General features: G+C 42.2%; 24 protein-coding genes. 17 read left to right on the top strand and 7 right to left on the bottom strand.

All coding sequences use genetic code 11. The features are described 5' to 3' along the window. Positions 1-3: 3 nt before the first annotated feature. The 5 genes from U0R10_RS09365 (at position 4) to U0R10_RS09345 (ending at position 7,526) form a co-directional block, all read left to right on the top strand. Entirely contained in the window at positions 4-2,142 is a 2,139-nt protein-coding gene (locus tag U0R10_RS09365; RefSeq protein ID WP_377983707.1) for a penicillin-binding protein, read from the top strand. Between the two features lies 1 nt (position 2,143). Then, positions 2,144-3,598, top strand: a complete 1,455-nt coding sequence (locus U0R10_RS09360) for a UDP-N-acetylmuramoyl-L-alanyl-D-glutamate--2,6-diaminopimelate ligase (RefSeq protein ID WP_377983706.1) — start codon at positions 2,144-2,146, stop codon at positions 3,596-3,598. 61 nt (positions 3,599-3,659) lie between these two features. Then, positions 3,660-4,871, top strand: a complete 1,212-nt coding sequence (gene mraY, locus U0R10_RS09355) for a phospho-N-acetylmuramoyl-pentapeptide-transferase (RefSeq protein ID WP_377983705.1) — start codon at positions 3,660-3,662, stop codon at positions 4,869-4,871. Between the two features lie 11 nt (positions 4,872-4,882). After that, positions 4,883-6,127 carry a 3-phosphoshikimate 1-carboxyvinyltransferase gene (locus tag U0R10_RS09350; RefSeq protein WP_377983704.1) on the top strand — a complete coding sequence of 415 codons (1,245 nt, stop codon included), beginning with the start codon at positions 4,883-4,885 and terminating at the stop codon, positions 6,125-6,127. 124 nt (positions 6,128-6,251) lie between these two features. Next, positions 6,252-7,526, top strand: a complete 1,275-nt coding sequence (locus U0R10_RS09345) for a metal-dependent hydrolase family protein (RefSeq protein ID WP_377983703.1) — start codon at positions 6,252-6,254, stop codon at positions 7,524-7,526. Between the two features lie 48 nt (positions 7,527-7,574). Here the strand turns inward: U0R10_RS09345 and U0R10_RS09340 are convergent, their stop codons facing one another. After that, entirely contained in the window at positions 7,575-8,135 is a 561-nt protein-coding gene (locus tag U0R10_RS09340; protein ID WP_377983864.1) for a DUF6580 family putative transport protein, read from the bottom strand. A 96-nt stretch (positions 8,136-8,231) separates the two neighbouring features. Between U0R10_RS09340 and U0R10_RS09335 the strand changes: the two genes are divergently transcribed. The 4 genes from U0R10_RS09335 to U0R10_RS09320 are packed head-to-tail and all read left to right on the top strand — an operon-like array spanning position 8,232 to position 11,423. After that, entirely contained in the window at positions 8,232-9,365 is a 1,134-nt protein-coding gene (locus tag U0R10_RS09335) for a 5-(carboxyamino)imidazole ribonucleotide synthase (RefSeq protein ID WP_377983702.1), read from the top strand. A gap of 10 nt (positions 9,366-9,375) precedes the next feature. Beyond that, positions 9,376-9,864, top strand: coding sequence for a 5-(carboxyamino)imidazole ribonucleotide mutase (gene purE, locus U0R10_RS09330; RefSeq protein WP_377983701.1), 489 nt, complete (start codon positions 9,376-9,378; stop codon positions 9,862-9,864). A gap of 3 nt (positions 9,865-9,867) precedes the next feature. After that, entirely contained in the window at positions 9,868-10,491 is a 624-nt protein-coding gene (locus U0R10_RS09325) for a LysM peptidoglycan-binding domain-containing protein (protein ID WP_377983700.1), read from the top strand. Then, positions 10,491-11,423 (top strand): M15 family metallopeptidase, encoded by a 933-nt coding sequence (locus U0R10_RS09320; RefSeq protein ID WP_377983699.1) that lies wholly within the window; start codon positions 10,491-10,493, stop codon positions 11,421-11,423. Before U0R10_RS09325 ends, U0R10_RS09320 begins: the two co-directional genes overlap by 1 nt. On the opposite strand, the gene fmt is transcribed toward U0R10_RS09320, so the two are convergent. After that, a complete protein-coding gene (gene fmt, locus U0R10_RS09315) occupies positions 11,413-12,375 on the bottom strand; it encodes a methionyl-tRNA formyltransferase (RefSeq protein ID WP_377983698.1) in 963 nt (320 codons plus the stop codon). The genes U0R10_RS09320 and fmt overlap by 11 nt on opposite strands. A 160-nt stretch (positions 12,376-12,535) precedes the next feature. On the opposite strand from fmt, the gene greA reads away from it, so the two are divergent. After that, a complete protein-coding gene (gene greA / locus U0R10_RS09310) occupies positions 12,536-13,009 on the top strand; it encodes a transcription elongation factor GreA (protein ID WP_377983697.1) in 474 nt (157 codons plus the stop codon). Positions 13,010-13,056: 47 nt separating this feature from the next. On the opposite strand, the gene U0R10_RS09305 is transcribed toward greA, so the two are convergent. Then, positions 13,057-13,734 carry a YggS family pyridoxal phosphate-dependent enzyme gene (locus tag U0R10_RS09305; RefSeq protein WP_377983696.1) on the bottom strand — a complete coding sequence of 226 codons (678 nt, stop codon included), beginning with the start codon at positions 13,732-13,734 and terminating at the stop codon, positions 13,057-13,059. A gap of 98 nt (positions 13,735-13,832) precedes the next feature. On the opposite strand from U0R10_RS09305, the gene U0R10_RS09300 reads away from it, so the two are divergent. From U0R10_RS09300 to U0R10_RS09280, 5 genes are all read left to right on the top strand, one after another. Continuing rightward, the gene (locus U0R10_RS09300) at positions 13,833-14,801 is read left to right on the top strand and encodes a hypothetical protein (RefSeq protein ID WP_377983695.1); all 969 of its coding nucleotides are present in this window, start codon (positions 13,833-13,835) and stop codon (positions 14,799-14,801) included. Between the two features lie 93 nt (positions 14,802-14,894). Further along, complete coding sequence (gene rpsF, locus U0R10_RS09295) at positions 14,895-15,257, top strand: 30S ribosomal protein S6 (protein WP_377983694.1); 363 nt, start codon at positions 14,895-14,897, stop codon at positions 15,255-15,257. A 1-nt stretch (position 15,258) separates the two neighbouring features. Then, the gene (rpsR, locus tag U0R10_RS09290) at positions 15,259-15,510 is read left to right on the top strand and encodes a 30S ribosomal protein S18 (protein ID WP_377983693.1); all 252 of its coding nucleotides are present in this window, start codon (positions 15,259-15,261) and stop codon (positions 15,508-15,510) included. Between the two features lie 38 nt (positions 15,511-15,548). Next, positions 15,549-15,992 carry a 50S ribosomal protein L9 gene (gene rplI, locus U0R10_RS09285; RefSeq protein ID WP_377983692.1) on the top strand — a complete coding sequence of 148 codons (444 nt, stop codon included), beginning with the start codon at positions 15,549-15,551 and terminating at the stop codon, positions 15,990-15,992. Between the two features lie 113 nt (positions 15,993-16,105). Further along, entirely contained in the window at positions 16,106-18,271 is a 2,166-nt protein-coding gene (locus U0R10_RS09280; RefSeq protein WP_377983691.1) for a sialate O-acetylesterase, read from the top strand. 62 nt (positions 18,272-18,333) lie between these two features. Here U0R10_RS09280 and U0R10_RS09275 read toward each other — a convergent pair whose 3' ends face one another. Next, positions 18,334-19,563 carry an isocitrate dehydrogenase (NADP(+)) gene (locus U0R10_RS09275; RefSeq protein WP_377983690.1) on the bottom strand — a complete coding sequence of 410 codons (1,230 nt, stop codon included), beginning with the start codon at positions 19,561-19,563 and terminating at the stop codon, positions 18,334-18,336. Positions 19,564-19,851: 288 nt separating this feature from the next. Between U0R10_RS09275 and ffh the strand changes: the two genes are divergently transcribed. Next, positions 19,852-21,186, top strand: a complete 1,335-nt coding sequence (ffh, locus tag U0R10_RS09270) for a signal recognition particle protein (protein ID WP_377983689.1) — start codon at positions 19,852-19,854, stop codon at positions 21,184-21,186. Between the two features lies 1 nt (position 21,187). On the opposite strand, the gene U0R10_RS09265 is transcribed toward ffh, so the two are convergent. Genes U0R10_RS09265 through def form a run of 3 tightly spaced genes read right to left on the bottom strand, consistent with a single transcriptional unit; the run spans position 21,188 to position 25,847 of the window. Then, positions 21,188-22,822: a hypothetical protein gene (locus U0R10_RS09265; RefSeq protein ID WP_377983688.1), complete on the bottom strand. Its 1,635-nt coding sequence runs from the start codon at positions 22,820-22,822 to the stop codon at positions 21,188-21,190. A gap of 7 nt (positions 22,823-22,829) precedes the next feature. Continuing rightward, positions 22,830-25,265 (bottom strand): phenylalanine--tRNA ligase subunit beta, encoded by a 2,436-nt coding sequence (gene pheT, locus U0R10_RS09260; RefSeq protein ID WP_377983687.1) that lies wholly within the window; start codon positions 25,263-25,265, stop codon positions 22,830-22,832. Positions 25,266-25,274: 9 nt separating this feature from the next. Further along, positions 25,275-25,847 carry a peptide deformylase gene (gene def / locus U0R10_RS09255; RefSeq protein ID WP_377983686.1) on the bottom strand — a complete coding sequence of 191 codons (573 nt, stop codon included), beginning with the start codon at positions 25,845-25,847 and terminating at the stop codon, positions 25,275-25,277. 150 nt (positions 25,848-25,997) lie between these two features. On the opposite strand from def, the gene U0R10_RS09250 reads away from it, so the two are divergent. Then, positions 25,998-26,615 (top strand): inorganic pyrophosphatase, encoded by a 618-nt coding sequence (locus U0R10_RS09250; RefSeq protein ID WP_377983685.1) that lies wholly within the window; start codon positions 25,998-26,000, stop codon positions 26,613-26,615. Positions 26,616-26,627 lie beyond the last annotated feature (12 nt).

Below are 26,627 nucleotides of genomic sequence, written 5' to 3'. Positions count from 1 at the left end.
GATATGGCCGCACCGAAGCGACAAAACATCCGGCAAAACATTACCTTCCGTTTTCGGATTTTCTTTATCATCATGCTAGCCGCGTTCTTGCTGTTAGTGGGAAACTTGTACAAAGTCGTCTTTATTCAAGGTCCAGAATTGCGTGAGGAAGCTTCTTCGATTTACATCAAAGAGCGGATGGTAGACGCCACCCGTGGAAATATCTACTCAGATGATGGAAGTTTATTGGCGACCTCTTTGCCTAAATACCGCTTGGGCATGGATCCGTCTGTGTACAACAAATCAACCAAAGCTGAAAAGTTATTCACCGCTCACGTGCGCGAGTTGGCAGAGCATTTAGCTAATTTCTTTAAGGATCGGACTGCGGATGAATATTACGACAAGATTGTCTCAGCGAAGAAAAATAAGCGGACCTATTTATTGTTGAATAACCGCTTGCTCGACTTTCAGGAGCGAAAGCTTGTCATGAATTTTCCGTTATTTCGGGAGAACAAAAAATCACCGGTGAAGACAGGAATTGTCTTTGATAAAGTCAATGTACGCTATGCGCCTTTTGGTCAAATGGCCTATCGGACCGTGGGTTACATGAAAGACAAAGTCAAAGTAGGTCTGGAAGGAGCCTTTGATAAGGAATTGCGTGGGATACCTGGGAAAGGATATTTTGCCAAAATGGACAAAAATACTTGGCGTCCCGTCGAGAATACACCTGAAATTATTCCGCAACGTGGCGTGGATTTACAGACCACATTGGATGTCGACATTCAAGATATTGTGGAATTATCTCTGATGAAAGCTTTGGCAGATTTCAAGGGTAATTATGCGACGGCGATCGTGATGGAAACAGCTACGGGAGAAATCAAGGCGATTTCGAATTTAACGAAGAATGCCAGTTCGCCAACGGGCTATTCAGAATTTGCGAATCACGCGATTGAGGTGTCTGAAAATGACCCGGGATCTGTTTTTAAGCTTCCATCTATGATGGCGATGCTGGAAGAAACCAACATGCCATTGACAGATATGGTCACAACAGGGGGGAAATACACGGTGTTTAATCGAACCATGTCAGATTCACATGATTATGGAACGATTACGGTTCAAGGAGTTATTGAGCATTCCTCGAACATTGGGACGATTAAATTAATGCAGCGTGTTTTTTCCCAAAAGCAGGCCAAGTATTATGACTATTTGAAAAAATTCCATTTGATCGATCCGCTTGATTTTCAAATTAAACCGCGCTACGAAAAACCTAAATTTCCACTTCCTCCGAAATGGGATGCCTTACAATACATGTGGTCTTCGGTGGGTTATTCGTCAAATTCCTCGCCACTTCATTTGTTGACATTTTACAATGCCATCGCAAATAATGGCTATTGGATTCAGCCGATTATTGTGAAGAAAGCAACGATTGGTAATGAGGTAATTACCGATTTTACACAAACTCAAAAGAAGGATAAGGAGCCTATTTGCTCGCCAGAAACCTTAAAGAAAATTAAGATCATGCTGGAAGGCGTGGTAGAACGTGGGACAGGAACAAACCTGAAAGGTACTGCATATGGTATTGCTGGTAAAACCGGTACCGCGCAGCGACGGGTTAACGGTCAATACATTAAAGGGACGTACTATGTGTCGTTTATTGGGTATTTTCCTGTGAAAAATCCTAAATATACCATGCTAGTGGCCATGGACAAGCCAGAAGGAAGTTCTGAGGGAACGTATGCACGCCAGGTGACTGCGCCTGTATTTAAAGATATTGCAGATCACATTTATTCTCGCGATATGAAGTTACAGCGTCGCTTGAGTGGATATTTGCCTGATTCATTAAACAATGCCAAACTGACGCACATGATTCATCCATTGGATCACGGAGTATTATATTCAAACCTAGGTTTTCCAAAAGTAGAAGAAGATGGCCGCTGGATGCAATTCTCTTTAGATAAAAAAGCGGTTCAAAATGTACCCGTAAGTTTGTTGCCTAAAGTCGTACCTAATGTCATGGGGATGAATTTGCGCGACGCACTTTTTGCCTTGGAAAATCGCGGATTTAAAGTGCGTGCCCAAGGCATGGGTAATGTGACTTCACAATCAATTCCAGCAGGTACTCCGCTTCGGAAAAATGCCCTAATGCTCATTCAATTACACTAGTATGGCTTCATTATTTGAATTAGTTCGCGCGGTAAAAGGTGCCCAATTGTTAGGAGCTGATGTAGACGTTGCCCATTTGTGTTTTGATTCGCGTAAAGCTGTTGCCGGTAGTGTATTTTTTGCGATACCCGGAACTCAGGTAGATGGGCATCAATTTTTACCTCAGGTATATCAGCAGGGATGTACCGCTTGGGTGGTGGAGACATTGCCCATGGATATTCCAGCCGATGTCACGTATGTGCTAGTGCCCGATTCAAATGAGGCGCTGGCTTTAGCAGCCGGGGAATTCTACGGCAATCCATCCGCGAAATTGAATTTGATAGGTATTACTGGGACGAATGGAAAAACGACTAGCGTGACTTTGTTATTCGAACTTTTCAAACAATTAGGTCATCGCTGCGGATTGATTTCAACAGTTCAAAATAAAATTCAAGACCGCGTTATTCCGGCGACACATACGACTCCAGATGCATTGGCTTTGAACGCGTTATTGGCCGACATGCTTGCTGATGGGTGCACCCATGTTTTTATGGAGGTTAGTTCGCATGCCGTGGTACAGAAACGGATTCATGGGATTGTCTTTAAAGGGGCTATTTTCTCGAATATCACACGGGATCATTTGGATTTTCACGAGACTTTTGATTCATACATTAAGGCCAAAAAAGGATTTTTTGATGACCTACCGAGCGGTTCTTTCACATTGACAAATGTGGACGATAAGCGCGGAATGGTTATGTTGCAAAATACGGCTGCACGTAAATACAGTTACGGAATTCTGAACGCAGCGGATTTTAAGGCAAAGATCAAAGCCAATGTCATCTCCGGTTTACAGGTTGAATTCGATGGTATCGAAATTCATGCGCAGCTGATTGGTTTATTTAATGCCTATAATTTGTTGGCGATTTATGCCACAGCTATTTTGCTAGGCGAGGATAAAAACGAAGTTTTGCTTCAATTATCTACGCTGAAAACCGCTCCGGGTAGATTTGAGCAGTTGGCCGGCCCTTTGAATAAAATGGCGATTGTCGACTATGCGCATACCCCGGATGCCTTGGAAAATGTGTTGAAGACGATTCAAGCCATTCGTGCTAAACAGCAACGCATCATCACCGTGGTTGGATGTGGGGGAAATCGTGATGCGGGTAAGCGGCCGATTATGGCAGAATTGGCGGCGACGCTGAGTGATGTAGTGGTCTTGACTTCTGATAATCCACGTTTTGAGGATCCAGAGTCTATTTTGGACCAAATGGAAGCAGGAGTACCTAGCGAAGATCGCATCAAGGTGCATCGGATTTCGGATCGGAGGGAAGCGATTTTTCAAGCGATTCGTACGATTGCACAGCCGGGAGATATTGTGTTAGTGGCTGGGAAAGGTCATGAAACCTATCAAGATATTCAAGGTGTAAAATCTGATTTTGATGACAAGCAGGTGATTGCGGAGGCCTACGCTGCGTAATTTGATTTCGTCCTATTTTTTTGCATTTTTGTTTTTTATACTGTTTTTATAACCTGCAGGCATGTTCTATTACCTCTTCGAATACTTCGACAAGACCTTAAATATTCCAGGAACCGGCGTTTTTCAATACATCACGTTTCGTGCTTTTGCGGCAACAATTACGTCATTGGGAATCGCGGCTATTTGGGGGAAGGCTGTGATTCGTCGGCTGCAAATGTTACAGATTGGAGAGGAAATACGCGATTTAGGGTTGGAAGGCCAAATGGCCAAAAAAGGAACGCCTACCATGGGTGGTTTCATTATTTTGTTGTCCTTGGTTATCCCAACGTTACTTTTTGCTAAAATTACCAACGTCTATATTGTACTTTTATTAACCTCAGCTATCTGGCTTGGGGCCGTTGGTTTCGCGGATGATTACATCAAGGTCTTTAAGAAAAACAAGGATGGCTTGTCGGGCAAATTCAAGATTGTAGGACAAATCGGCCTCGGTTTAATCGTAGGTTTGACGATGTATTTTAATCAGCACATCAAGGTTCGGATATTTGATAAGGTTCAGATTTTAGCGGATGGTTCGCAGGTTCAAACATTCACGGATTCGAAGTCGCTGATGACAACGGTGCCTTTTTTGAAGGATAATCAGTTCGATTACAATATGCTGTTGCCGAGTTTCATTCCCGATCAATATGTGTGGGTGGTTTACGTTTTAGTGGTTATTTTTATCATTACCGCGGTTTCCAATGGGGCGAATATTACGGATGGAATTGATGGTTTGGCGGCTGGAACGTCGGTCATTATTGTATTGACTTTGGCTATTTTGGCTTACGTTTCGGGTAACAAGATTTTCTCTCAATATTTGAATGTCATGTTCATTCCTAATTCAGGGGAATTGGCCATATTTTGTGCGGCCTTTGTGGGGGCTTGTATAGGGTTTTTGTGGTATAATGCCTATCCAGCTCAGGTATTCATGGGCGATACGGGCAGTTTGATGTTGGGTGGTGTGATCGCTACGCTGGCGATTGTGATTCGCAAAGAGATGTTGATTCCTGTATTATGTGGCATCTTTTTGATCGAAAATTTATCTGTGATTTTGCAAGTGGGGTATTTTAAATACACCAAAAAGAAATACGGCGAGGGGCGTCGGATATTTTTAATGTCGCCTTTGCACCATCATTTTCAGAAGAAAAATTACCATGAGTCGAAGATCGTCACCCGCTTTATGATTGTGGGAATTATCTTAGCTGTTGTCACGTTAGTTACTTTAAAATTGCGTTAAGCATACTTATTTTGAGTCAAATTCGCCTATTCCCTCGTTCAAATTCGTTTCAAGAACAGATTCCGTTGCCTTCGTCTAAATCCGAAAGCAATCGGGCGCTGATCATTAATGCCCTTGCGGGAGGTGATGTGAGCCAATTGTCGAATTTGGCAGAAGCGCGTGATACCCAAACCATGATTCGCTTGTTGGCAGACGCCACCATCCCCATCGCTGATGTATTAGATGCGGGTACGACTATGCGTTTTCTGACAGCATATTATGCCGTAACGGGTGCGCAGAAGCAAATGACGGGAACGCCACGTATGTGCGAACGGCCGATTGGGATATTGGTTGACGCTTTACGTTCCTTAGGGGCTCAAATATCTTATTTGAAAAATGAGGGATATCCCCCTTTGCAATTGAATGGGTTTGCCTATTCGGGGTCTCGTAATTTATCTATTCGAGGCGATGTGAGCTCACAGTTTATTTCCGCCATTTTAATGATTTCACCCTTATTGCCTGAGGGAATTTGCTTGCAGATTACAGGGTCATTAGGGTCAAAACCATACATCGAAATGACGCTGGCGCAGATGCGTCAGTTCGGTATTCAGGCTGCTGTAGATTGGTCAAAAGGTTTAATTGACATTCAGGCGCAGGTTTATCAGTCGGCAAGTTTCGCTGTCGAATCTGATTGGTCTGGTGCAAGTTATTGGTATTCGATGGTAGCTTTGTCGCCGTTTGAGGATAGTTCCTTGGAGTTATTAGGCTTGAAGGAAGATTCGTTACAAGGTGATTCTGCAATACGTGATATTATGTTGCCTTTGGGTGTAAAAAGCACGTTTACTGGCCGAGGGTACCTCTTGACTAAGTGTGAGGCGGTCAGCGAATTGAGTTGGGATTTTACGGATTGCCCGGACTTAGCGCAAACCATTTGTGTGGTGGCAGCTGCCAAAAACATCACCCTGCATTTGACTGGTTTAGAATCCCTTAAGGTGAAGGAAACGGATCGCGTGTTAGCGCTTCAAAATGAATTAGTCAAATTAGGTGCTCGCTTAGTCGAAATTGAGCCAAATCATTTATACACCCTGTCGGGGTCTTTTGAAAAAGAGGGTGCTTGCCCTGAAATTGAGACATACGATGATCACCGTATGGCCATGGCTTTTGCACCGGTTGGCTTAGTACGCGAACTAATTATTCATGAGCCAGGTGTGGTTGCTAAGTCTTATCCGAGCTTCTGGGGACATGTGGATTTGTTGATGAAATCATCAACTATCTGATTTATTCCCTTTTTTATTAGATTTCTGGATACAAAAATCCGTTTTTTTTCGTAGCATTGTTGGAACAGTAAACGCTGCCGGGGTTGAAGACCCCGGCAGCGTTACTTTAAACACCCTTTATCAAATGAAACAGATTTTACTCATTGCATTGCTGTCTCCAATCTCCCTTTTTGCGCAGAAAACGCTATTATACTGCGGAAAATTGGTTGATGTGAAGGCCGGAAAAGTGCAAACTGCCTATACCATTGTTGTGGAAGGCAAAAAGATTCAAAGTGTTCAAGCGGGATATCTTCCCGCTGGCAAATCAGATCGTATCATTGATTTGAAAAACAAGACCGTTTTGCCAGGTTTAATAGACATGCACGTGCACATGGAAAGTGAAACAAATCCCAATGCGTATTTGGATCGATTCACTAAAAATCCGGGTGACGTAGCCTATCAAGCTCTCGTGCATGCAAAGAAAACATTAAACGTTGGATTTACGACGGTGCGTGATCTAGGCGGATCACATGTGGTGATCAGTTTACGTAATGCGATCAATAGAGGTATCGTGGATGGTCCTCGTATTTTCACGGCAGGTGTTTCCATCGCGACAACGGGTGGCCACGCGGATGATGCCAATGGATTAAATGAGACATTTAAAAAAGATTTAGGTCCAGAGGATGGAGTCGTAAATGGCTTATCCGATGCCGCAAAAGCCGTACGTCAACGCTACAAAGAAGGTTCTGATTTAATTAAAATCACAGCTACGGGTGGTGTCTTAAGCTATGCCAAAGATGGCATGGGAGCTCAATTCACCGAAGAAGAAGTTCGTGCCATTGTTCAAACGGCAAAAGATTATGGCTTTCGAGTTGCTGCTCACGCCCATGGAGCTGAAGGTATGAAGCGTGCGATTTTAGGTGGCGTAAATTCCATTGAGCATGGAACCTACATGACACCTGAGGTAATGGAATTAATGAAAGCACATGGAACCTATTATGTGCCTACAATCATCGCAGGACGTTCTGTGGCGGATTCAGCTAAGATCCCTAATTATTACCCAGAAATGGTGAAGAAAAAGGCGGAATCTATTGGGCCGATTATTCAATCTACATTCGGGAAAGCGTATAAGGCAGGTGTTAAAATTGCCTTTGGTACGGATGCCGGTGTATTTGGTCACGGTAAAAACTTAAATGAGTTTCTATTGATGCACGAAGCTGGTATGCCAGCGATGGAGGCTATTCAATCTGCGACGGTGGCAGCTGCCGATTTATTGGGACAATCAGATTCAATCGGTTCGATTGAGGTGGGTAAATTTGCCGACATTGTCGCAGTGGATGGAGATCCCACCCAGCGTATGGAAGATATCTTAAAAATGAAATTCGTGATGCGCGAAGGCAAAGTCTACAAACAAGATTAAAAAAAAAGCCCGAATGAAAATTCGGGCATTTTTAATGTTACTAATTTTCTATCGTTGTAAAGCTAAGCTCTTAGATTTTACCAACTCAAATCCGCCAAACAAAACAGCAGAAAAAACAAATTGGCTTAGAATTGCATTCTTTAAAAACGGAAGAGCATTCGCATAACAAGCCACTAGGCCTGAAAAATCTTTGGCATAAACCACTGCATTTCCAGCTGAGAAACCATACCCGATGGCATCTCCCGCCCAAACAGCGAAATTAGACAGGATGAAAAATCCTAAAACAGTAGCCACATTTCCGCCGATAAATCCACCAAATGATTTGATGCGCGCGCCGATAAATGGTATGAGTGCGAGTAGGCCAACTTGTACAAAGTCGATTCCCCACGAAAAGCCATCAAAATATTGGCCGTAGAAAACGTTATTTAATATCATATTCGAAATCCAAATCGGCAAAATCGTCCATAAAATGGCTTGATATCGATTTGAAATATAGGCGCCTGCGAACAGTGCCATGGAAGCGATCGGGGAGAAATTTGCCCAAGCGGGATTGAATACAACTAAAAATCGGCTAGCGATTGCGAAGGCTAAAAATCCCATTAGGATCATTGTGCGCTTTGTCATTGGATATTTCTTTGTTTGCGAGGGTAAATAATTTCCAAAGGTAAAACAAAAGCCGTAATTTTACCCATTCTATTCCAATTTATGTATAAAGCGTTGCCTTCCATTGGTCTATTAGGAGGCGGTCAATTAGGCCGCATGCTACTTCAGGCCGCTGTAGATTTAGACTTACAAATCGCATGTCTTGATCCAGATGCAGAGGCTTCATGCCATCAATTGACCCCAAATTTCCAACAAGGTTCTTTTCAGGATTACGAAACAGTTTACCAATTTGGTCAGAAATACGATGTGATTAGTATTGAGATTGAACATGTCAATATTGAGGTCTTGAAGCAATTGGAATCAGAGGGAAAGAAAGTTTATCCACAGCCGCATATTTTACAGATGATTCAAGATAAACGCTTGCAAAAGCAGTTTTTTAAGGATCATGGTTTTCCAACGGCCGATTTTGTTTTGACAGATAATCAGGCTTCATTAAGCCAACATATTGATTTCCTCCCTGCTTTCCATAAACTAGGCAAAGGGGGATATGACGGGAAAGGAGTTCAATATATCGCGGATGCCGCAAGTGTAACTAAAGGATTTGACGCGCCTGGCTTATTAGAAAAGGCAGTTGATTTTGAGAAGGAATTAGCCGTGATTGTTGCTCGGAATCCGCAAGGAGAAACAGCTGTTTTCCCAGCTGTAGAAATGGTTTTCCATCCTGAGCAAAATCTAGTGGAGTTCTTGTTTTCGCCAGCTGAAATAACAACAACTATCGCAAAGCAAGCTGAAAAGATTGCCGTAGATTTAATCAATACATTGGAGTTAGTAGGTGTCTTGGCGGTCGAAATGTTTTTGACAAAAGATGGGCAAGTCTTAATCAATGAGATTGCTCCACGTCCGCATAATTCGGGACATCAAACCATTCGCGGAAACGAGAGTTCCCAATATGAGCAGCACTTACGGGCTATCACAGGCTTGCCACTAGGAAGTACCAAGTCATTTGGTTTCTCAGGCATGCTGAACCTCCTGGGTGCGGAAGGATTTACGGGACCAGCCAAATATGAAGGGCTTGCTGATATTTTGGCAATTCCAGGTGTTTTCCCATTCTTGTATGGAAAGAAAATTACAAAGCCGTTCCGTAAAATGGGACATATTACCATTTTAGGCGATTCAAAAGGCGCCATTATTGAGAAAGCAAACCAAGTTAAAAACCTAATCCGCGTGATTAGTTAAATATTGAAATATGGTCGGAATTATCATGGGAAGCAGCTCTGATCTGCCAGTAATGCAAGACGCAATCCAAGTGTGTAAAGATTTTGGTGTCGCCTACGAAGTGGATATTGTATCCGCTCACCGGACACCCGTAAAGATGTTGGACTACGCACAAAATGCCCAAAAAAGAGGTATTCAAGTGATTATTGCCGGAGCGGGTGGTGCCGCACATCTACCGGGCATGGTTGCCTCGGCGACTATTTTGCCGGTCATCGGAGTGCCTGTTAAATCATCTAATTCAATAGATGGTTGGGATTCTATCCTTTCTATCTTACAAATGCCAAACGGCGTTCCGGTAGCAACCGTTGCCTTAAATGCATCCAAGAATGCTGGCTTATTAGCCATGCAAATTATGGCATTAGCTAATGGGGATTTATCAGCTAAGTTGGCAGCCTATAAACTTGACTTAGTAGAAAAGGTGGAGGAGATGAGCCAACAAACTAAATCAGCGACAAAGTAATTTATGAAGAATCCATTTTCATTTTTTAAGGAAAGCTCTAGTTCGAATCTGCCAGTAATCACCTTAATGATTTTATTGGCGACTTTGGCAGGACTCGTATTTGTGGGTTATGAGCATTTTTTAGGCCCCCAGACGGATCAATTAGTGAAGGCTGAAAAGGCATTGGAAGAAGATGAGACTTATTTAGGTGATGTGGCATCGACTATGGTGGTGGATTCAACAATGGATATTGCTCCAGATTCGACCAAATCACCAGATACTTCATCAGTAGATTTAGCTCAGCAAAAGAAAGAGGCTGAGGCGGAAGTAGTTCCGGTGGAACCTACTGTAGTAGAGCCAGCTGGTAAACCTTACAGTTACCAGATAGCCAGTGGCGAAACAGCATCTTCGATTGCGACTCGATTTGGCTTAACGGAAGACCAAGTTAAAGCTATGAATCCAGGTGGAATTAAGTCAGGGGCTAAGGTAAAAGTTAAAATTAAAGCGCTGCATACCGTGGGACCTGGAGATGTGTTACGCGTGGTGGCTGAAAAATACAAGGTGTCGAAAAAGTCACTTATGGAGGCGAATAATAAGAAAGAAGACATTACACTACGCGGTGAGCAGCTTGTGATTCCGATCAAATAATGCGTTATTTTCTTTTTGTCGGGTTACTTTTATTGCCTTGGTTTAGTCAAGCGCAAGTAGATTCTACTCAGATTTTTTGCCGGGCTCAACCAGTTTCTTCCATTGGAATTCTTGATTTACTCGCCATGTATCGGCAGCGCGATACCTTGCAAAGTCATGGTGCTTCGGGGCCTTTACGATTGCAGATTAATGGTCTGGAAGTCACGCCCACCGATTCAGTTGCTAGACGATATGTCGCGAGTTTAGATGCCGATTATCCGGCATTGGATTCATTGTGGTTTTCGTATTTGCAGGCTGATGTTCAGGCTTTTGCTTCACAAAAAGATTCGTTGATGCTACATTTGCGCGCTAAAGGCTGGTCGGCCCGCTATGTTCAAGCGATCCGAAACCTCAAGCGACAGCAGCAATTGAAGGCAACGGGTCGGTCACAAGTTTTGCTTTCCTTTCATAATTTTAATTTAGCGGCGGATGTAGGGATCTATTCACGAGGTCGGTATTTACGTCGAAGTCCGCGGTACACGCAGATGGGGCAGGAGGCTAAATTACTAGGGTTGTATTGGGGAGGAGATTTTTTGGGTTTCCCGGATCCGGGACATGTGCAGCGGTTTGCCAACAGTGCTGCTTTGGTTAGGCAATATCCATTATTGGCCTTTGAGTTTGAAAAATATCGGGATCATTATGCGCGTATTTATGCGACGGGTCGAACAGAGCATGTTCAGGATACGAAAGAATTGTTGGTAACCTTAAATCGCTTAAAACTAGGCCAAATTTGTGCTTGTCAAGTGGCGCGCATTCCACCTCAAAATCAGTCGCATACCGAAGCAGCTTCAGTGGTGGCAGATTCTCAAAAGGGATGGGTCTATTTACAGCCGCAAGGTGAGAATGGGTATTATTATGATTTAGGTCGCTGGGAGTTTGCGTCTAAAAAGTAAAGGAATACCCGCGCAAAAATTCGTCGATTTTCATTTTTTTCTTGCCTTCCATTTGCCATTCAAGAATGTTAATGTAGCCATCAGCACAGCCTACGCGCAGGTATGTTTTTTGGTCGGTATCCCAAATCCCAACACCTAAATCTGGAATGATTTCGGGATGAAACTCCACCTGTAGAACTTTGCAGTTTTTGCCTTGGAATTGCGTATGGGCACTTGGAAATGGATTCATGCCGCGAACCAGGTTAACGATTTCTTGTCCGGATTTAGACCAATGCACTTGACCGGTTTCACGGTGTAGTTTGGGCGCGGCTTTCAGTGGACTACTTTCGTCTTGTGGTTTCGGATGGATGTCATTTGCCTGAATGGCTTGCGCTGTTTTGACAACTAGTTTGGCACCTTTGCGCATGAGACGTTCGTATACGTCTCCCGTGGTGTCCGATGGCGAAATCGCTTCTTTTTCCTGGAATAACAAATCCCCTGTATCAATTTCATGTTGGAGAAAGAAGGTGGTAACGCCTGTTTCTGTCTCGCCGTTGATAACTGCCCAATGAATCGGAGCGGCGCCTCGGTAATTGGGCAATAATGACCCGTGTAAATTAAATGTGCCTAATGGAGGAAGGTTCCAAACCACTTCGGGAAGCATGCGAAAGGCGACAATTACTTGCAGGTCGGGTTTGAATAATTTTAATTCTTCGACAAAAGCGGGGTCTTTTAACTTTAGGGGCTGAAGAATGGGAAGGCCTTGGGTTTCGGCGAATTGTTTGACAGCGGAGGATTGTAATTGCATGCCACGGCCGGCAGGTTTGTCGGGCGCGGTGACAACAGCTACTACGTTGAAATTGGCCTGAATGAGTGCCTCTAGGCTTGCAACCGCGAAATCGGGGGTGCCGAAAAATACAATGCGCATCGTGTGAATGGAATGGAAAAAATGTTTTTTGGTATTCGGAAACATTTTTTGTTTACCTTTGTGATTCAAAAAAAACTGATTACGTGTTAGTTAAACAACATTTATTTTAGTTCTGAATCCGAAACAAAACTACAAATATTTTAAGTAGAACGGTCGGAGGCCGTTCTATTTTGTTTTTAGATACGTTTAAATAAATCGCTTAGTTATGGCAAATTTTCAATATTACACAGCAGAGGCTCTCGATAAATTAAAGGCAGAATTGCATCACTTGAAGATTCAAGGACGCTCTGATATGGCGAAACAAATTGCGGAGGCAAGGGATAAGGGTGATTTAAGTGAAAATGCTGAATATGATGCCGCGAAAGATGCGCAAGGACTTTTGGAATTAAAGATTTCCAAAATGGAAACGGTAGTTGCTAATGCACGTGTATTGGATGAATCAACAATCGATGTGACCAAAGTTTCGATTTACTCTATCGTTAAAATTAAAAATACCAAGACGGGCATGGAAGTAACCTACACGATCGTTTCTGAGGAAGAAGCTGATTTGAGAGCAGGTAAAATATCGGTATCATCTCCGTTTGGGAAAGGCTTATTAGGCAAGCATGTGGGGGAGAAGGCTGAAATTCAAGCACCAGCTGGTACCATGGAATTTGAAATTATGTCGTTGACACGGTAATATATAATTGAATTAGATTCAATCCCGGTCCATTGGATCGGGATTTTTTATTTACGTTCGCCAAAAATCGCAGATCCCACGCGAACTAATGTTGAGCCATGTGCTGCAGCCAATAGGTAGTCGCCTGACATGCCCATGGATAGTTCTTTCCAGTTGACTAGTCCCGTTGACTCCCCGATTTTTTCTTTTTGAAGTTCTTGAAAAATAGCTTGAAGCGATTGAAATTCGCGTGCAATTTGCGTTTGATCGCTTGTGAAGCTCGCCATACCCATCAGGCCTTGAATGCGAATGTTTTCTAATTCAGCGAATGATGGGTCATTTAGTAGATCGAAAAGTTCCCCTTTATCTAAACCAAACTTCGTTTCTTCCTGCGCAATGAACATTTGAAGCAGGCAGTCGATAGTGCGGTTGTTTTTTTTCGCTTGGGCATTTATTTCAGTAAGTAGCTTGAGCGAATCTACAGAATGGATTAAGTGAATGAACGGAGCGATGTATTTTACTTTGTTGGTTTGCAGGTGGCCGATTTGATGCCAACGAACATCTGCGGGAAGTAGCGCTTGTTTTTCTACCATTTCTTGCACGCGATTTTCACCAAAATCCAATGCCCCAGTCGCATGTGTCTCAAGTAGTTCGCCAATACTTCGCGTTTTGGTTACGACGATAAGTCGGGTTGAAAACGGTTTAAGTTCGGCTTGGATGCGTGAAATTTCGCTAGCGATGGACATGGGTGTGAGTTGAAAATTGCAAAGTAAAATTAATTTATTATTTTTGAATTCAAGGCGTAGCCTAAACAAAGGAAATATCTGTGACAAATTCCGAATCCATGAGTGAACAAGAGAAGCGTATGCAGCGAACCATATGGCTATTATCCATATTGGTTATTTTGCTGGGCGGGTCTTTGGCACTTACGATTTCTCGTCCTGCCTGGTATCGGTTGGATTTCAATCATGAAGTTTTTGTCGCCAATGCGCAACAGCGCTTGGATTCCATTTCGAAGCAATTGCAGGTGCGTATGGTTCAAATCAAGAAACTTGGTGGTCGCGTCTCTGAATTGGAAACTGCGCGTTTGCGAATATTGGGGGATCAAAAAGAATTGAAGGAACATCCGGAAATGGGTGAAGAGCAGTTCGAAAAGAAACTAGCTTATTATTTACGTCTATTAGGTCAAAAGGACCAAGAAATCAAGAAATTACGTCGGGAAAATGGTGTTTTGCTTGCGCGAAATGACTCATTGAGTCGGGAGGCGCAGCTCTTGAAAGATGGTTTGACGAATGTTCAAAAGGCATTGCGGGACTCGAGTTTGACTTTTGGTGTAAAACAGAAGGAGTTAAGTGAGCGCTCGCGCGTGCTTGAAGTTCGCAATCAAGAATTAGCTGATAAGGTTACAGTGGCTGCTGCATTGCGTGCGGAGGGTGTCAATGTATATGCTATTTCATCACGCGGCAAGGAATCAGGGGCATCCAACCAAAAGGCGAAACGCATTGAAAAGATTCGGGTTATGTTTCATTTACAGACGAATCCGTTGGCCAACAAAGAAATTAAGACGATCTATTTGCGCATTATTGAGCCTACGGGAGTTACTTTATCAGATTACGCCTTGGGTTCTGGCTCAATCGTGTTTAAAGGGAAGGAGCTTACCTACACGGCTAAGCAGCGTATTTTTTATGAGAATAATCACCAGTCGGTGGAGTTTATTTATGCACGGCCAAATGCTTACCGCGAGGGTAGGCATGAAATTGAGTTGTATGCAGAAGGATTTTTAATTGGATTGGGCTCGTTCGAAGTTCGATAATTCATTTTTATTTCTTGTAAGTTTTTGATTGTTACGTATTTTTCATACTTTTGCAATCCAAATTTTTTTTAAGTTTTTAAACAACAATTTTGTATGCAATTAAAAAACTACGAGACGGTGTTCATTTTAACTCCCGTTTTGTCTGAGCAACAGACAAAGGACGCCGTTGAAAAATTCAAAAAAGTGTTGGTAGATAACGGTGCGCAAATCGTTCACGACGATGCTTGGGGCTTACGTAAGTTGGCTTACCCAATCCAAAACAAGCACACAGGTTACTATCAAATATTTGAATTTGCAGCGGATCCTCAGTTAATCGCGAAATTAGAGCTTGAATACAAGCGCGATGAAAAAGTAATTCGTTTCTTGACGACTGCGTTAGATAAGCACGCGGTATTGTACAATGAGAAAAAGAGAAAAGGTTTAGTAGGTAGAAAACCAGAAAAAACAGAAGCATAAGATGACATTAGTTAACGAACCTGTAGATAAGAATAGTAATCGCAAAAAATATTGCCGTTTTAAGAAAGCGGGCATTAATTATATTGATTACAAAAACCCAGACTATTTATTGAAGTTGGTAAACGAGCAAGGTAAAATTTTACCTCGTCGTATTACGGGAACTTCTTTGAAATTCCAACGTCGTGTGGCGCAAGCAATTAAGCGTTCACGTCACTTAGCCTTGATGCCTTATGTGGCAGATGGTTTGAAATAAACTGGGGTAACCTGATAAACATTTGATTGGTAAATAAGATGGAAATTATATTAAAAACGGATATTGCTGGGTTAGGATACAAGAACGACATCGTTCCTGTGAAAGCTGGTTACGGTCGTAACTACCTTATCCCACAAGGATTTGCTGTCATGGCAACTCCATCCAATCGTAAAGTATTAGCGGAAAACATTAAGCAGGCGGCTCACAAAGTGGAGAAAATTCGTCAAGATGCTTTTGATTTGGCAGCTGCGATTGGTGAAATGAAATTAACTATTGCTGCGAAGGCGGGTGATAGCGGTAAGATTTTTGGACGCGTTACAAGCATTCAGATCTCTGAAATGTTGAAGGAAAAAGGCTTTGATGTAGATCGTAAGAAGATCTCATTTGATGCTGAAGTTAAGATGACGGGTGATTACACGGCAACACTTGACCTTCACAAAGAAGTTAAGCATAAAGTTGCATTCTCTGTAGTAGGAGAATAATTTAACTGTTTTTTGATTAAAGTCGTGCCGAATACTAATTCGGTGCGACTTTTTTCTTTTTAGGGTTAAGTGTTTAGGTAAAATTGGTAATTTAGCAGTCACAATTGCTCAGGATGAAACGAATTTTAGGTATATTTTTTTGTTTATTACCCTCGCTCATCACAGCGCAGGTAACGATAAGTTACCCACATAACCGACAAGTTTTTCAGCGTAATAACGCGAATGAGGCCAATTTCTCTATTTTAGGGAATTGTGTGACAACCGCGACTTCCGTGCAGGTTAAGTTGGTGCCCGTTCAGGCCAACCAAGGAACTTTGGTCAATTGGACTTCATTAGATGCAAATCCAGCAGGTGGGCTTTTCCAAGGACAGGTTAAGGCAAAGGGCGGCTGGTATACGCTTTGGATTCGTAGTTTGGTGAATGGCAAGGCATTGGATTCTACATCACTCTCACGTGTGGGAGTGGGTGAAAATTTTATTATTGCAGGTCAGTCGAATGCGCAAGGTACCATGTGGCGACAAGGAGAAAAGGGTGCAGTAGATGATCGTGTTATTTGTGCCAATGTCTACAGTTTTTTCACAGAGTATAATCAAAATCCGGATCATCGGTTATTGAAAAATCTAACAACCGATTTTCCATTTACAGATTTTGCACAAATGTCTGACCAAACCACCATTGGTCCCTTAGGTTTATCTAAGTATTATTGGGCCAAATTAGGGGATTCTCTGGTCACCAAACTCAATGTGCCTGTTTGCTTTATTAATGTGGCTTGGCTGGGTACAAGTATGCAAAATTGGGCAGAATCTTCAAGAGGTTTGGCGACTGAAAATCCATGGGCGGCTGGTCAAATGTTTGCAACTGGATTTCCTTACAACAATCTCAAACGAGCGTCTGAGTTATATGGAGTGAAAAATGGGGTGCGTGCCATACTTTGGCATCAAGGAGAGTCAGATACCTATCATAAAAAAGTAGATAAGGTACAATACAAAAAATATTTTGTTGAGGTGATTGAAACCTTACGCAGGCAAACGGGATTGACCATTCCTTGGGTGATTAGTGAGGTTTCGTTCGGTGCTACGGCTTATTATGGATTTCCAGGAATCGTTGATGGCACGTGTACAACACCATTGTGGAATCCCGAAATCATAGCAGGGCAAAAAGAAATGCTTACCGATGGAATTTTTACAGAATTATACAGTGGTCCCAATACAGATCAGGTAGAGATCCCTCGTGCAAATGATATCTACGCTTCATGTGTCCATTTTACGCCAAACGCATATAGCCAATTAGCTGATCTGTGGGAGGATAAATTAAATGCTTCCTTTTTTGCAAATTCAAAGCCTGTTTTACCAGCTTTATTACCATCAATCATGCTGCAATGTGGTCCAGCCAATGAACTTGTTGTATCCACCAAATCGAATTTTGCCAAAACACAGTGGCTGAGTACTTCTGAATCTGTGATTAGTACGCAGTCAACAAAGCAAACGTTAAGTCCCGGGAAATATTCACTTCGATTCGAGGATGCACTTGGAAATGAGTTTAGCGTGCCTGCGTTTGAGATTTCCAATCTGACTCCCCCACAGACTCCAGTTGTGACCTCAAAAGGTGAGTTGATTGCCTGCCAAGGTGGATCTGTTGAATTAAGTGTCTCAAGTGGTTCCGGTTCATACCGTTGGTCAACAAACGATACGCTGAAAGTGATCAAAGTAACAAACTCTGGGGCCTATACCGTGTCAATGACAAATAGTCTAGGTTGTAAATCAGCATTATCTGCACCTGTGCAAGTGTCATTCCTGGACTTGCCTGCTAAACCAAGCTTAACTGTAGCGAGTCCTTATTTTATAGCAGCGACGCAGAAACCAGCTGGAACCGAATACATTTGGAAGCAAGATGGACGCATATTAACAGAAACGGGTAGTCAGTTGCGCGTTAATGCTAGCGGCACCTATTCTGTTTATGCAGCAAAGAAATATTCCCCTGCCATCACGTGTTTATCCACGGCTGCAGATTTAAGTTATATTTTGCCAGCAGATGGAGGTATGTCATTTTACCCTAATCCCATGGTAAGCCCTGGATCTATCATTCAGTCTGTTTCTGATTTGAAAGGGGCGGTATATACCTTATATGCGGTGGATGGTAGATTAGTATTACAAGGAGTTATTCCGACTGATGGCGCATTTTTATTACCCTCAGGGGCCGTTGGCAAAGGACTTTATAAATTAGTACTTGCGACTAGTTCGGGAACATCCTATACTCGATCGATTCTGGTCAACGAATAAGAAGACAATAAAAAGCCATCTGTCAACAAACAGATGGCTTTTTTGAATAGAACTATATTGAATTAAGCTAATGCTACTTTCAAGTTGGTGTCTAAGGCTTCTAAGAACTCTTCTGTGTATAAATAGTGCTCTCCGTGACTCACTTTATTCCCGTGAATACAAACGGCTAAATCCTTAGTCATTTTGCCTGACTCAACAGTTTCTACACAAACTTTTTCTAATGTTTGGCAGAAATTAATCAAGGCTGCATTATTATCTAACTTTCCGCGGAATTCTAAACCACGTGTCCATGCGAAGATAGAAGCAATTGGGTTGGTTGACGTAGGCTTACCTGCTTGGTGATCGCGGTAGTGGCGTGTTACCGTTCCGTGAGCTGCCTCAGCTTCCATAACTTTTCCATCTGGCGTAATCAATACAGATGTCATTAGGCCCAATGAACCAAAACCTTGTGCTACCGTATCTGATTGCACATCTCCGTCATAGTTTTTACAAGCCCAAACGAAATTTCCATTCCATTTCAACGCAGAAGCAACCATATCGTCAATCAAACGGTGCTCGTAAACGATACCCGCTGCATCAAATTGTGCTTTGTAGTCTGCTTGGTAAATTTCTTCGAAAATATCCTTGAAACGACCATCGTATTTCTTTAAGATCGTGTTCTTTGTTGACAAATATAATGGCCATCCTTTGCTCAATGCCATGTTGAAACATGAGTGTGCAAATCCTTTGATAGACTCATCTGTATTGTACATCGTTAAGGCAACACCATCACCTTTGAAGTTATACACCTCAAATGTTTGTGCTTCACCACCATCTTCTGGCTGGAAAGAAACCGTTAATTTTCCTTTTCCTTTCGTAACGAAATCAGTTGCTCTATATTGATCACCAAATGCGTGACGACCAATCATAATTGGCGCAGTCCAGTTAGGGACTAAACGAGGAACGTTCGCACAAACAATTGGCTCACGGAAAACAGTACCATCCAAGATGTTACGGATCGTTCCGTTTGGTGATTTCCACATTTGCTTCAAATCGAATTCTTTAACACGTGCCTCATCTGGTGTGATGGTTGCACATTTGATGCCAACGCCATATTTTTTTATTGCCTCAGCAGCCTCAACTGTTACTTGATCATTCGTTTCGTCGCGGTATTCTACACCTAAATCATAGTATTTGATATCTACATCAACATATGGAAGAATCAATTTGTCTTTGATAAACTTCCAAATAATGCGTGTCATTTCATCTCCATCGAGTTCAACGACTGGGTTGGCAACTTTAATTTTTTCCATTTGAACGTTAAATTATTTTTTGCGTATAACAGATTCAGGCTCTGCCTAAATAATCCTGCAAAGGTAAATAGGAATTCATTATTATGAACTAATCTAGCAGTATTTACTTATATTTTTTTTGAAGCATGTTGTCATTTGAAAATTGCACCAGCATGTTTCGCATGCCATTGTGCATGTTGGGAATCTCAGGTCGGAATTACCATGATATGCTATGCTAAAATAAGACGATTTGTTTAGGCTACTTATTTGTTTGAAAAATCGTAAATTGCATTCCTTTTTTAAGATACTATGTTTGAAAATTTAAGTTCCAAGTTGACCTCTGCGATGCGAACCCTCAAAGGGAACGGTCGGATCACAGACGTAAACGTCGCTGCTACAGTTAAAGAAATTCGTCGGGCCTTAATGGATGCCGACGTAAACTATAAGGTTGCCAAAGAAATCACGGATCGAATTAAGGATCAAGCGATGGGGCAAAAAATCCTTATAGCCGTAGAGCCAGGTCAATTGCTTGTCAAAATCGTTCAAGACGAATTGACCCAATTGATGGGAGGGAGCAAACAAGATATCAACATCAAAGGTGACCCCGCTGTCGTATTAATCGCCGGACTTCAAGGTTCAGGTAAGACAACTTTCTCAGGAAAATTAGCTCAATATCTCAAAAAAGGCGGCCGTAATGTGCTATTAGTTGCCTGCGACATTTATCGTCCAGCGGCAATTGACCAATTGAAAGTTCTAGGGGAACAAGTAGGCGTCGAAGTCTATGCGGAGCCTGAAAATAAAAATGCAATCTCTATCGCTGAAAACGCACTTTCTTATGCACGTAAAATGGGCAAGAAAGTGGTTATTGTGGATACAGCAGGCCGACTGGCCGTTGACGAAGCGATGATGAATGAAATCGCGGCGGTTAAAGATGCGGTTAAACCAACAGAGATTTTATTCGTGGTAGATTCCATGACGGGTCAAGATGCGGTTAACACGGCAAAAACATTCAATGAGCGTTTGAATTTTGACGGGGTTGTTTTAACCAAATTGGACGGAGACTCACGTGGTGGTGCAGCCTTATCCATTCGTCAAGTAGTAGATAAACCCATTAAGTTCATCTCGACAGGTGAGAAAATGGAAGCCCTAGATCAGTTCTATCCCGATCGAATGGCGAACCGTATTTTGGGTATGGGTGACGTACTCTCACTCGTAGAACGTGCCCAACAGGCTTTTGATGAGGATGAAGCGGCCCGTTTAAATAAAAAGATTCGTCAAAATAATTTCTCTTTCGAGGATTTCTATGCCCAGTTGCAGCAAATCAAGAAGATGGGAAATATTAAGGATTTGATGGGTATGGTTCCTGGAATGGGTCAGGCAGTAAAAGATGCCGATATCTCAAATGACTCATTTAAGCCTATTGAAGCAATTATTCAATCCATGACTGCTAAAGAGCGTCAAAACCCAGATATCCTTAATCCTTCACGTAAGAATCGTATTGCAACAGGTTCTGGTACTTCGATTCAGCAAGTAAATAACTTGTTGAAGCAATTCGAGGATATGCGTAAAATGATGCGCATGATGAATAAAGTGCAGGATGGGAAAATGAAAATGCCTAATCTAGGCGGAATGTTTAAGCGCTAACCTAAGGTTGTATTTCGTAGGATTGGTCTAAGCGATACATGGTGTTTTTGCCTTGAATTCTATCCACAAGATATACTTGGTAACTGCCTGGCATAAGGGCATCTGTATACACTTGGGCGATACCATAGTTAGATAAATAGTGCCCTTCAAGCATCCATTTGCGTAATGCTCCTTTTTTGAAATTGATTGCCACCGTATACAACATGGCAGATTGTGTATGTCGTAGTACGACATACCACACATGATCGAGTGAATTCTCTCCTTTAAAATTCGGGAATAGTAAATAGTCAAAGCGTTTGACCCAAATGCCGGAACGTTCCTGTATCGGGTTTGCATGGCGTTCCACCAGCATCTTTTCAGTTAATTTCCACACTGGGGTGTCGGACGAAAAACGCACCAATTCCTCTTTTGATAAGATTCCTGGCTCCTGATCCAGGTAATTCAACTGAAACGCATCTTGTACAATTTTTTGATCATTGGTAAATACCTGGGGTACGTTTCCTGCCACGCGCTGATGGCGAATCCAATTATCATTATCAGCCTGATTCACTTGAAATCTCGCCACCATTTGTGCCGTATGTATATGATAAGACATGAAGCAAAAGGCAAACGAAAACACACTTGCCCCAATAAATATCCTTTGGCTTAACTGAGGAAATTGAGTCAGACTCATCGCATATAGACAGATTAAAGCTATGGGTGCATATAAGAAATACCGACTACTATTATAGGTAGTCCAATCGTCTGCACTACGCGGAATCGCAATAATCAAACATGTTCCGATGATAAATAGAAATAAATAAGCAAAAAAGCCGCGCTCCTTCTTGAATAGAAACAGGTAAGCCCAATAACCAAACATGAGGAATCCCAACACAATCCCGGCCTGTAAATTCCCACCTGTTAAATCTAGCGCACATGCTCCTAAAATACCTAGCGCATAATTGATGATATTACCCAAATGCAATTCAAATTTCGCTTGTTGGCCAAATGAATAATGCGGCAGTAAAATCGCCAAATACAACACAAGTGCAACACTCAAACCGAAAAATTCTTTGAAGCGTTTGGTGAAAATGAAATAGATAGCCAGTACGACGAATAGTACAACGCCATTACCAAAGGTAAAACCTGCTAAAATCGCCCATAGAAAGGCTAACTTCAATTGGTTTTTCTCTAGCGCAATGAGTGATAGGCATACGAACAAGGCAATGTTAATATGTTGCAAGCCTGTAATGGCCCAGTTAGACACTTCAAAGAATTGCGGTTGGAACAGTAAAAACCCTGCCGGAATGAAATAAGGTAAAGTGATTTTTAATTTTTGGAATTGCGAAAACAAGAGGTAAAAACATCCGATTAATGTCAGTGCACACCACAGGATAAGTTGTTTAAAATTAACTGAGCCATGAAGTAGTTGATTCACCCAAGTGATAACACGTGGAATAACAATCGCATGGTCATTGTCGACACGAAACAATTGATTGAATAAGTCTGATCCTGCTTCTTTGGCGTGGATAAATTCAATGAGGGTTACATCATCTTGAACCGGAAAGTGAAAGCTAAACCGATTGATGTATACGAAATATAGCACGGCTTGCCCGATGAAAAAACCGATCGAAAGTAGGGATACTGATTTTTTCATCGCCAGGCTATTTTCGAATAATGGCGTTCAGCTCTTTTTCGAAACGCGTAATCAAGCGATCCATCGTAGCGTCAATTACCTTGTCGGTCAAGGTCTGATTTTCGTCTTGCAAAATGAAACTCACCGAGTATGATTTTTTGCCCTCGCCTAGATTTTTGCCCACATATACATCAAAAACAGATACATTTTTCAATATAGCTTTCTCTGTTTGTTCGGCAACGCGTTGAATTGCTTGGAGCGTTACGCTTTGGTCAAGTACGAGCGATAAATCACGGCGAACTTCCGGGAATTTAGAAATTTCTTGATAGACAAAATTACCCTTCTCTTGTTTCACCCAGAAATCCCAATCAAAGTCGGCCATAAATGCCTCTTGTTTGACATCGAATTTTTGAGCAAGTTTTGGATGGATTAGGCCAACCTGTACACAGGTTTTTTTATTTACCGAAATTTGTAAACCGTAAGCAAATACATCTGAATTTTCGATAGTCGAGGTTTCAAATTGCCCGACACCTAATTGCTTCATGGTATTAATGACTGTTGTATACAAATGATGCAATTGGCTTTTTTGAGCAGCTTGTGCCCAAGTTTCCCCATCTTGTAAACCACTTGTGAAAAGAACTAAATGTCTTTTTTCGATGTATTTGGCGCCTTTTTTATGATAGGTTTTGCCAAATTCAAATAGTTTTAAATCTTTTTGACGCCGATTGATATTGTGCGCAAGCACTTCTAATCCGTGAAAAACCATGTGCTGGCGCATTACGCCTAAATCTTCTGATAAGCGATTTAAGATGTCGACCGTTTCAAAAGTCAAATCTTTCTGAATCCATTGATGGTATTCTCCCTTGGTCAATGAATTGCTGATAATTTCCTGGAATCCTTTCGCTGCCAAACTAATCGCAGTGGTTTGTTGGACCTTCTCTTTGTCCAATAACGGAAACTCAGAAATAAAATGGGCACTCAGATGTTCCGATAATGGGATGTTATCCAACCCGTGAATACGCAAAATTTCCTCAATAATGTCTGCTTCACGCGTAACATCCACACGATAGGCGGGAGCAACTGCAGTGAAACCATCTGCTTGATTATTTTCAATACCAAAGTCTAGGGCGACTAAAATCTCTTTAATGCGATCTGCACTTAATTTGACACCCATGAGTTGGTGCACCCGAGCAATCGAAACAGGAATTTTAGCAAGCTCAACTGGACTTGGATACAAGTCAACGATGTTGGAAGCAATCTTTCCACCTGCTAATTCAAGTATCAATTTTGCTGCATATTTCAAGGCGAATAATTTCGCTTCGATGTCGGTACCGCGTTCAAAACGGAATGATGCATCTGTTTTTAAACTATGCAGCTGAGCCGCTTTTCGTACGCGCTCTGGTTTAAAGTAAGCTACTTCTAAGAATACACGCGTTGTTTCAGGTTGAATACTCGAATGATCTCCACCCATGACACCTGCGATTCCAATGGGTCCCGAACCATCGCAAATCATCATTTCTTCACCTTTCAGTGTACGTTCAAGGCCATCTAATGTGGTGAATTTCGTTCCTGTAATCGCTGTTTTTACTTCGATTTTTCCACCTTTTATTTGTGCCCAATCATAGGCATGCATCGGCTGACCCAGACCATGACAAATGAAATTGGTGATATCCACGATATTGTTGATCGGGCGTAGCCCAATTGCCGAAAGGCGCTCTTGAAGCCATTCAGGGGAAGGGCCAACTGTCACGCCGTCGATGCTTAGGCCACAAAAGCGACCACAGCCATCATCTTCAATTTGTACGTCGATCGGAAATTCGTTGGAGTTTATTTCTAAAGAATCTACCGATGGTAACGTAATCTCAATTCCGCTAACTGCCTTGATGTCACGGGCAACACCCCAATGCGAAGCCGCATCAGCACGATTTGGCGTAAGACCAATTTCCAATACTAAGTCGGAATCAATGTTAAAATAGGTTGAAGCCGGCGTGCCGTTTGGCATATCGGTATCTAGGATTAAAATGCCATCATGTGACGTTCCTATACCGATTTCATCTTCGGCACAAATCATGCCTTCAGACGGCTGGCCATATACTTTGCGTTTTTCGATCGTAAATAAGGCTTTCCCTTCTTGGTCGAATAAGGTTGTGCCAGGAGTGGCAACGATTACTTTTTGCCCTGCGGCCACATTGGCAGCTCCACAAACGATTGTTAAGATTTCATCTAGACCAGCATCTACGGTGGTCAGACTTAGTGTCTTTTCTTTTACCTCAAATTTCTCGCAGGTGAGCACTTCGCCTACCACAAAACCGCGTAAGCCACCAGGAATTTTCTCGTGTGCTTCGATACCTTCTACTTCCAGACCGGTATTGGTCAAAAGGACATCTAGTTCCTCCGGACTACCTTTTTCTGGAAGTTTAGAAAGGTCAATAAAATCGCGTAACCAATTGATAGAAATCTTCATTGTAGAGAATTAGCGGGGGAATTTCATTTTATAATCGACAGAAACCTTTCCGCGGGTAATGTCACCTAATTTATTTTTAATCATCCGTTTGCGTACCACATTTAAGTGGTCAGTAAACAAAATGCCTTCGATATGATCGTATTCATGTTGGATGATACGCGCAGCCAGGCCTTCGAACACATCCGTTCTTTCTTCGCCCGTCTCGGTCCAATAATGTATTTTGACATATTCTGGGCGAAATACTTCACCTCGAATACCTGGAATGGATAAGCAGCCTTCTTCGAATCCCCATTCTTCGCCAGTTTCGTCCAGGATCGTTGCGTTTACGAATACCTTTTTGAAGTCAATCAACGATGTGTCTATGTCTTCATCCTCTTCTCCCTCATTCATCGGTCTTCCATCTACGACAAAAAGGCGAATATTCATGCCAATTTGCGGAGCAGCTAAGCCTACGCCGCTTGCCGCATACATCGTCTCGAACATATCTGCGGAAAGTTTCACCAAATCCATACTGCCAAACTCAATCGGCAGGGCAACTTTACGAAGGACAGGGTCTCCATAGGGAATGATTGGATATATCATGGGCGTATAAAATCAAACGCCAAATTTAGCGAATTTTCATGGAATGCATAGCGGATACTGCCGATGAATTGAAGGACAATCGCCGGAATTTCCTTATTTTTTTGTAATTTGCGCCCTGAATTGACCTAAGTTGGGTAAACAAAAAATCAAATGAATCGTAACTTTTTTAAAGCACATCCTTGGCATGGAATCCAAATAGGAGAACAAATGCCTGAACAAGTAACCGCGTTTATTGAGATTGTACCCACGGATACCGTTAAGTATGAAATTGATAAGCAAACTGGATATTTAAAAATCGATCGCCCGCAGAAGTTCTCAAATATTGTTCCTGCGTTGTATGGTTTTTTGCCACAAACGTATTGTGCAGAGGGAATTGCGGAGTTGGCACGTAAATATTCAGGAAAGGATATTACACAAGGGGATGGTGATCCATTGGATATTTTGGTGCTTTCTGAGCGTGCGATTACCCATGGAGATATTTTATGTCAAGCGATTCCAATTGGAGGAATACGCATGATCGATAAGGGAGAGGCGGATGACAAAATTATTGCAGTTTTGAAGGATGATCCTATTTATGGCAAATGGCGTGATATTTCGGATGCACCTAAAGATATTGTACAACGTTTGCGTCATTATTTCTGGACCTATAAGATGTTGCCAGGTGAGACAACTTCAAGCGCGGTAGATATCGACGATGTATATGGACGGGAAATTGCCCATGAAGTTATTCGTCAGTCGCGTGAAGACTACCGTAAAAACTTTGGATAGGCCATTTGACCT

Origin of the sequence: Aquirufa avitistagni, from assembly GCF_042715545.1 — a bacterium.
Classification (GTDB): domain Bacteria; phylum Bacteroidota; class Bacteroidia; order Cytophagales; family Spirosomataceae; genus Aquirufa; species Aquirufa avitistagni.
The sequence above is the reverse complement of the archived record's forward strand: the minus strand, read 5'-3'. Positions and strand labels throughout refer to the sequence as shown.

Excerpts from the sequence above, each read along its gene's own strand:
- U0R10_RS09275 (WP_377983690.1), bottom strand. The coding sequence starts at position 19,563 with ATGGAAAAAATTAAAGTTGCCAACCCAGTCGTTGAACTCGATGGAGAT.
- rpsF (WP_377983694.1), top strand. The coding sequence starts at position 14,895 with ATGCAATTAAAAAACTACGAGACGGTGTTCATTTTAACTCCCGTTTTG.
- U0R10_RS09360 (WP_377983706.1), top strand. The coding sequence starts at position 2,144 with ATGGCTTCATTATTTGAATTAGTTCGCGCGGTAAAAGGTGCCCAATTG.
- U0R10_RS09320 (WP_377983699.1), top strand. The coding sequence starts at position 10,491 with ATGCGTTATTTTCTTTTTGTCGGGTTACTTTTATTGCCTTGGTTTAGT.
- U0R10_RS09250 (WP_377983685.1), top strand. The coding sequence starts at position 25,998 with ATGAATCGTAACTTTTTTAAAGCACATCCTTGGCATGGAATCCAAATA.
- def (WP_377983686.1), bottom strand. The coding sequence starts at position 25,847 with ATGATATATCCAATCATTCCCTATGGAGACCCTGTCCTTCGTAAAGTT.
- U0R10_RS09365 (WP_377983707.1), top strand. The coding sequence starts at position 4 with ATGGCCGCACCGAAGCGACAAAACATCCGGCAAAACATTACCTTCCGT.
- U0R10_RS09340 (WP_377983864.1), bottom strand. The coding sequence starts at position 8,135 with ATGATCCTAATGGGATTTTTAGCCTTCGCAATCGCTAGCCGATTTTTA.
- purE (WP_377983701.1), top strand. The coding sequence starts at position 9,376 with ATGGTCGGAATTATCATGGGAAGCAGCTCTGATCTGCCAGTAATGCAA.
- pheT (WP_377983687.1), bottom strand. The coding sequence starts at position 25,265 with ATGAAGATTTCTATCAATTGGTTACGCGATTTTATTGACCTTTCTAAA.
- fmt (WP_377983698.1), bottom strand. The coding sequence starts at position 12,375 with ATGTTTCCGAATACCAAAAAACATTTTTTCCATTCCATTCACACGATG.
- U0R10_RS09305 (WP_377983696.1), bottom strand. The coding sequence starts at position 13,734 with ATGTCCATCGCTAGCGAAATTTCACGCATCCAAGCCGAACTTAAACCG.
- ffh (WP_377983689.1), top strand. The coding sequence starts at position 19,852 with ATGTTTGAAAATTTAAGTTCCAAGTTGACCTCTGCGATGCGAACCCTC.
- U0R10_RS09335 (WP_377983702.1), top strand. The coding sequence starts at position 8,232 with ATGTATAAAGCGTTGCCTTCCATTGGTCTATTAGGAGGCGGTCAATTA.
- greA (WP_377983697.1), top strand. The coding sequence starts at position 12,536 with ATGGCAAATTTTCAATATTACACAGCAGAGGCTCTCGATAAATTAAAG.
- U0R10_RS09325 (WP_377983700.1), top strand. The coding sequence starts at position 9,868 with ATGAAGAATCCATTTTCATTTTTTAAGGAAAGCTCTAGTTCGAATCTG.
- mraY (WP_377983705.1), top strand. The coding sequence starts at position 3,660 with ATGTTCTATTACCTCTTCGAATACTTCGACAAGACCTTAAATATTCCA.
- U0R10_RS09280 (WP_377983691.1), top strand. The coding sequence starts at position 16,106 with ATGAAACGAATTTTAGGTATATTTTTTTGTTTATTACCCTCGCTCATC.
- U0R10_RS09300 (WP_377983695.1), top strand. The coding sequence starts at position 13,833 with ATGAGTGAACAAGAGAAGCGTATGCAGCGAACCATATGGCTATTATCC.
- U0R10_RS09345 (WP_377983703.1), top strand. The coding sequence starts at position 6,252 with ATGAAACAGATTTTACTCATTGCATTGCTGTCTCCAATCTCCCTTTTT.
- rplI (WP_377983692.1), top strand. The coding sequence starts at position 15,549 with ATGGAAATTATATTAAAAACGGATATTGCTGGGTTAGGATACAAGAAC.
- rpsR (WP_377983693.1), top strand. The coding sequence starts at position 15,259 with ATGACATTAGTTAACGAACCTGTAGATAAGAATAGTAATCGCAAAAAA.
- U0R10_RS09265 (WP_377983688.1), bottom strand. The coding sequence starts at position 22,822 with ATGAAAAAATCAGTATCCCTACTTTCGATCGGTTTTTTCATCGGGCAA.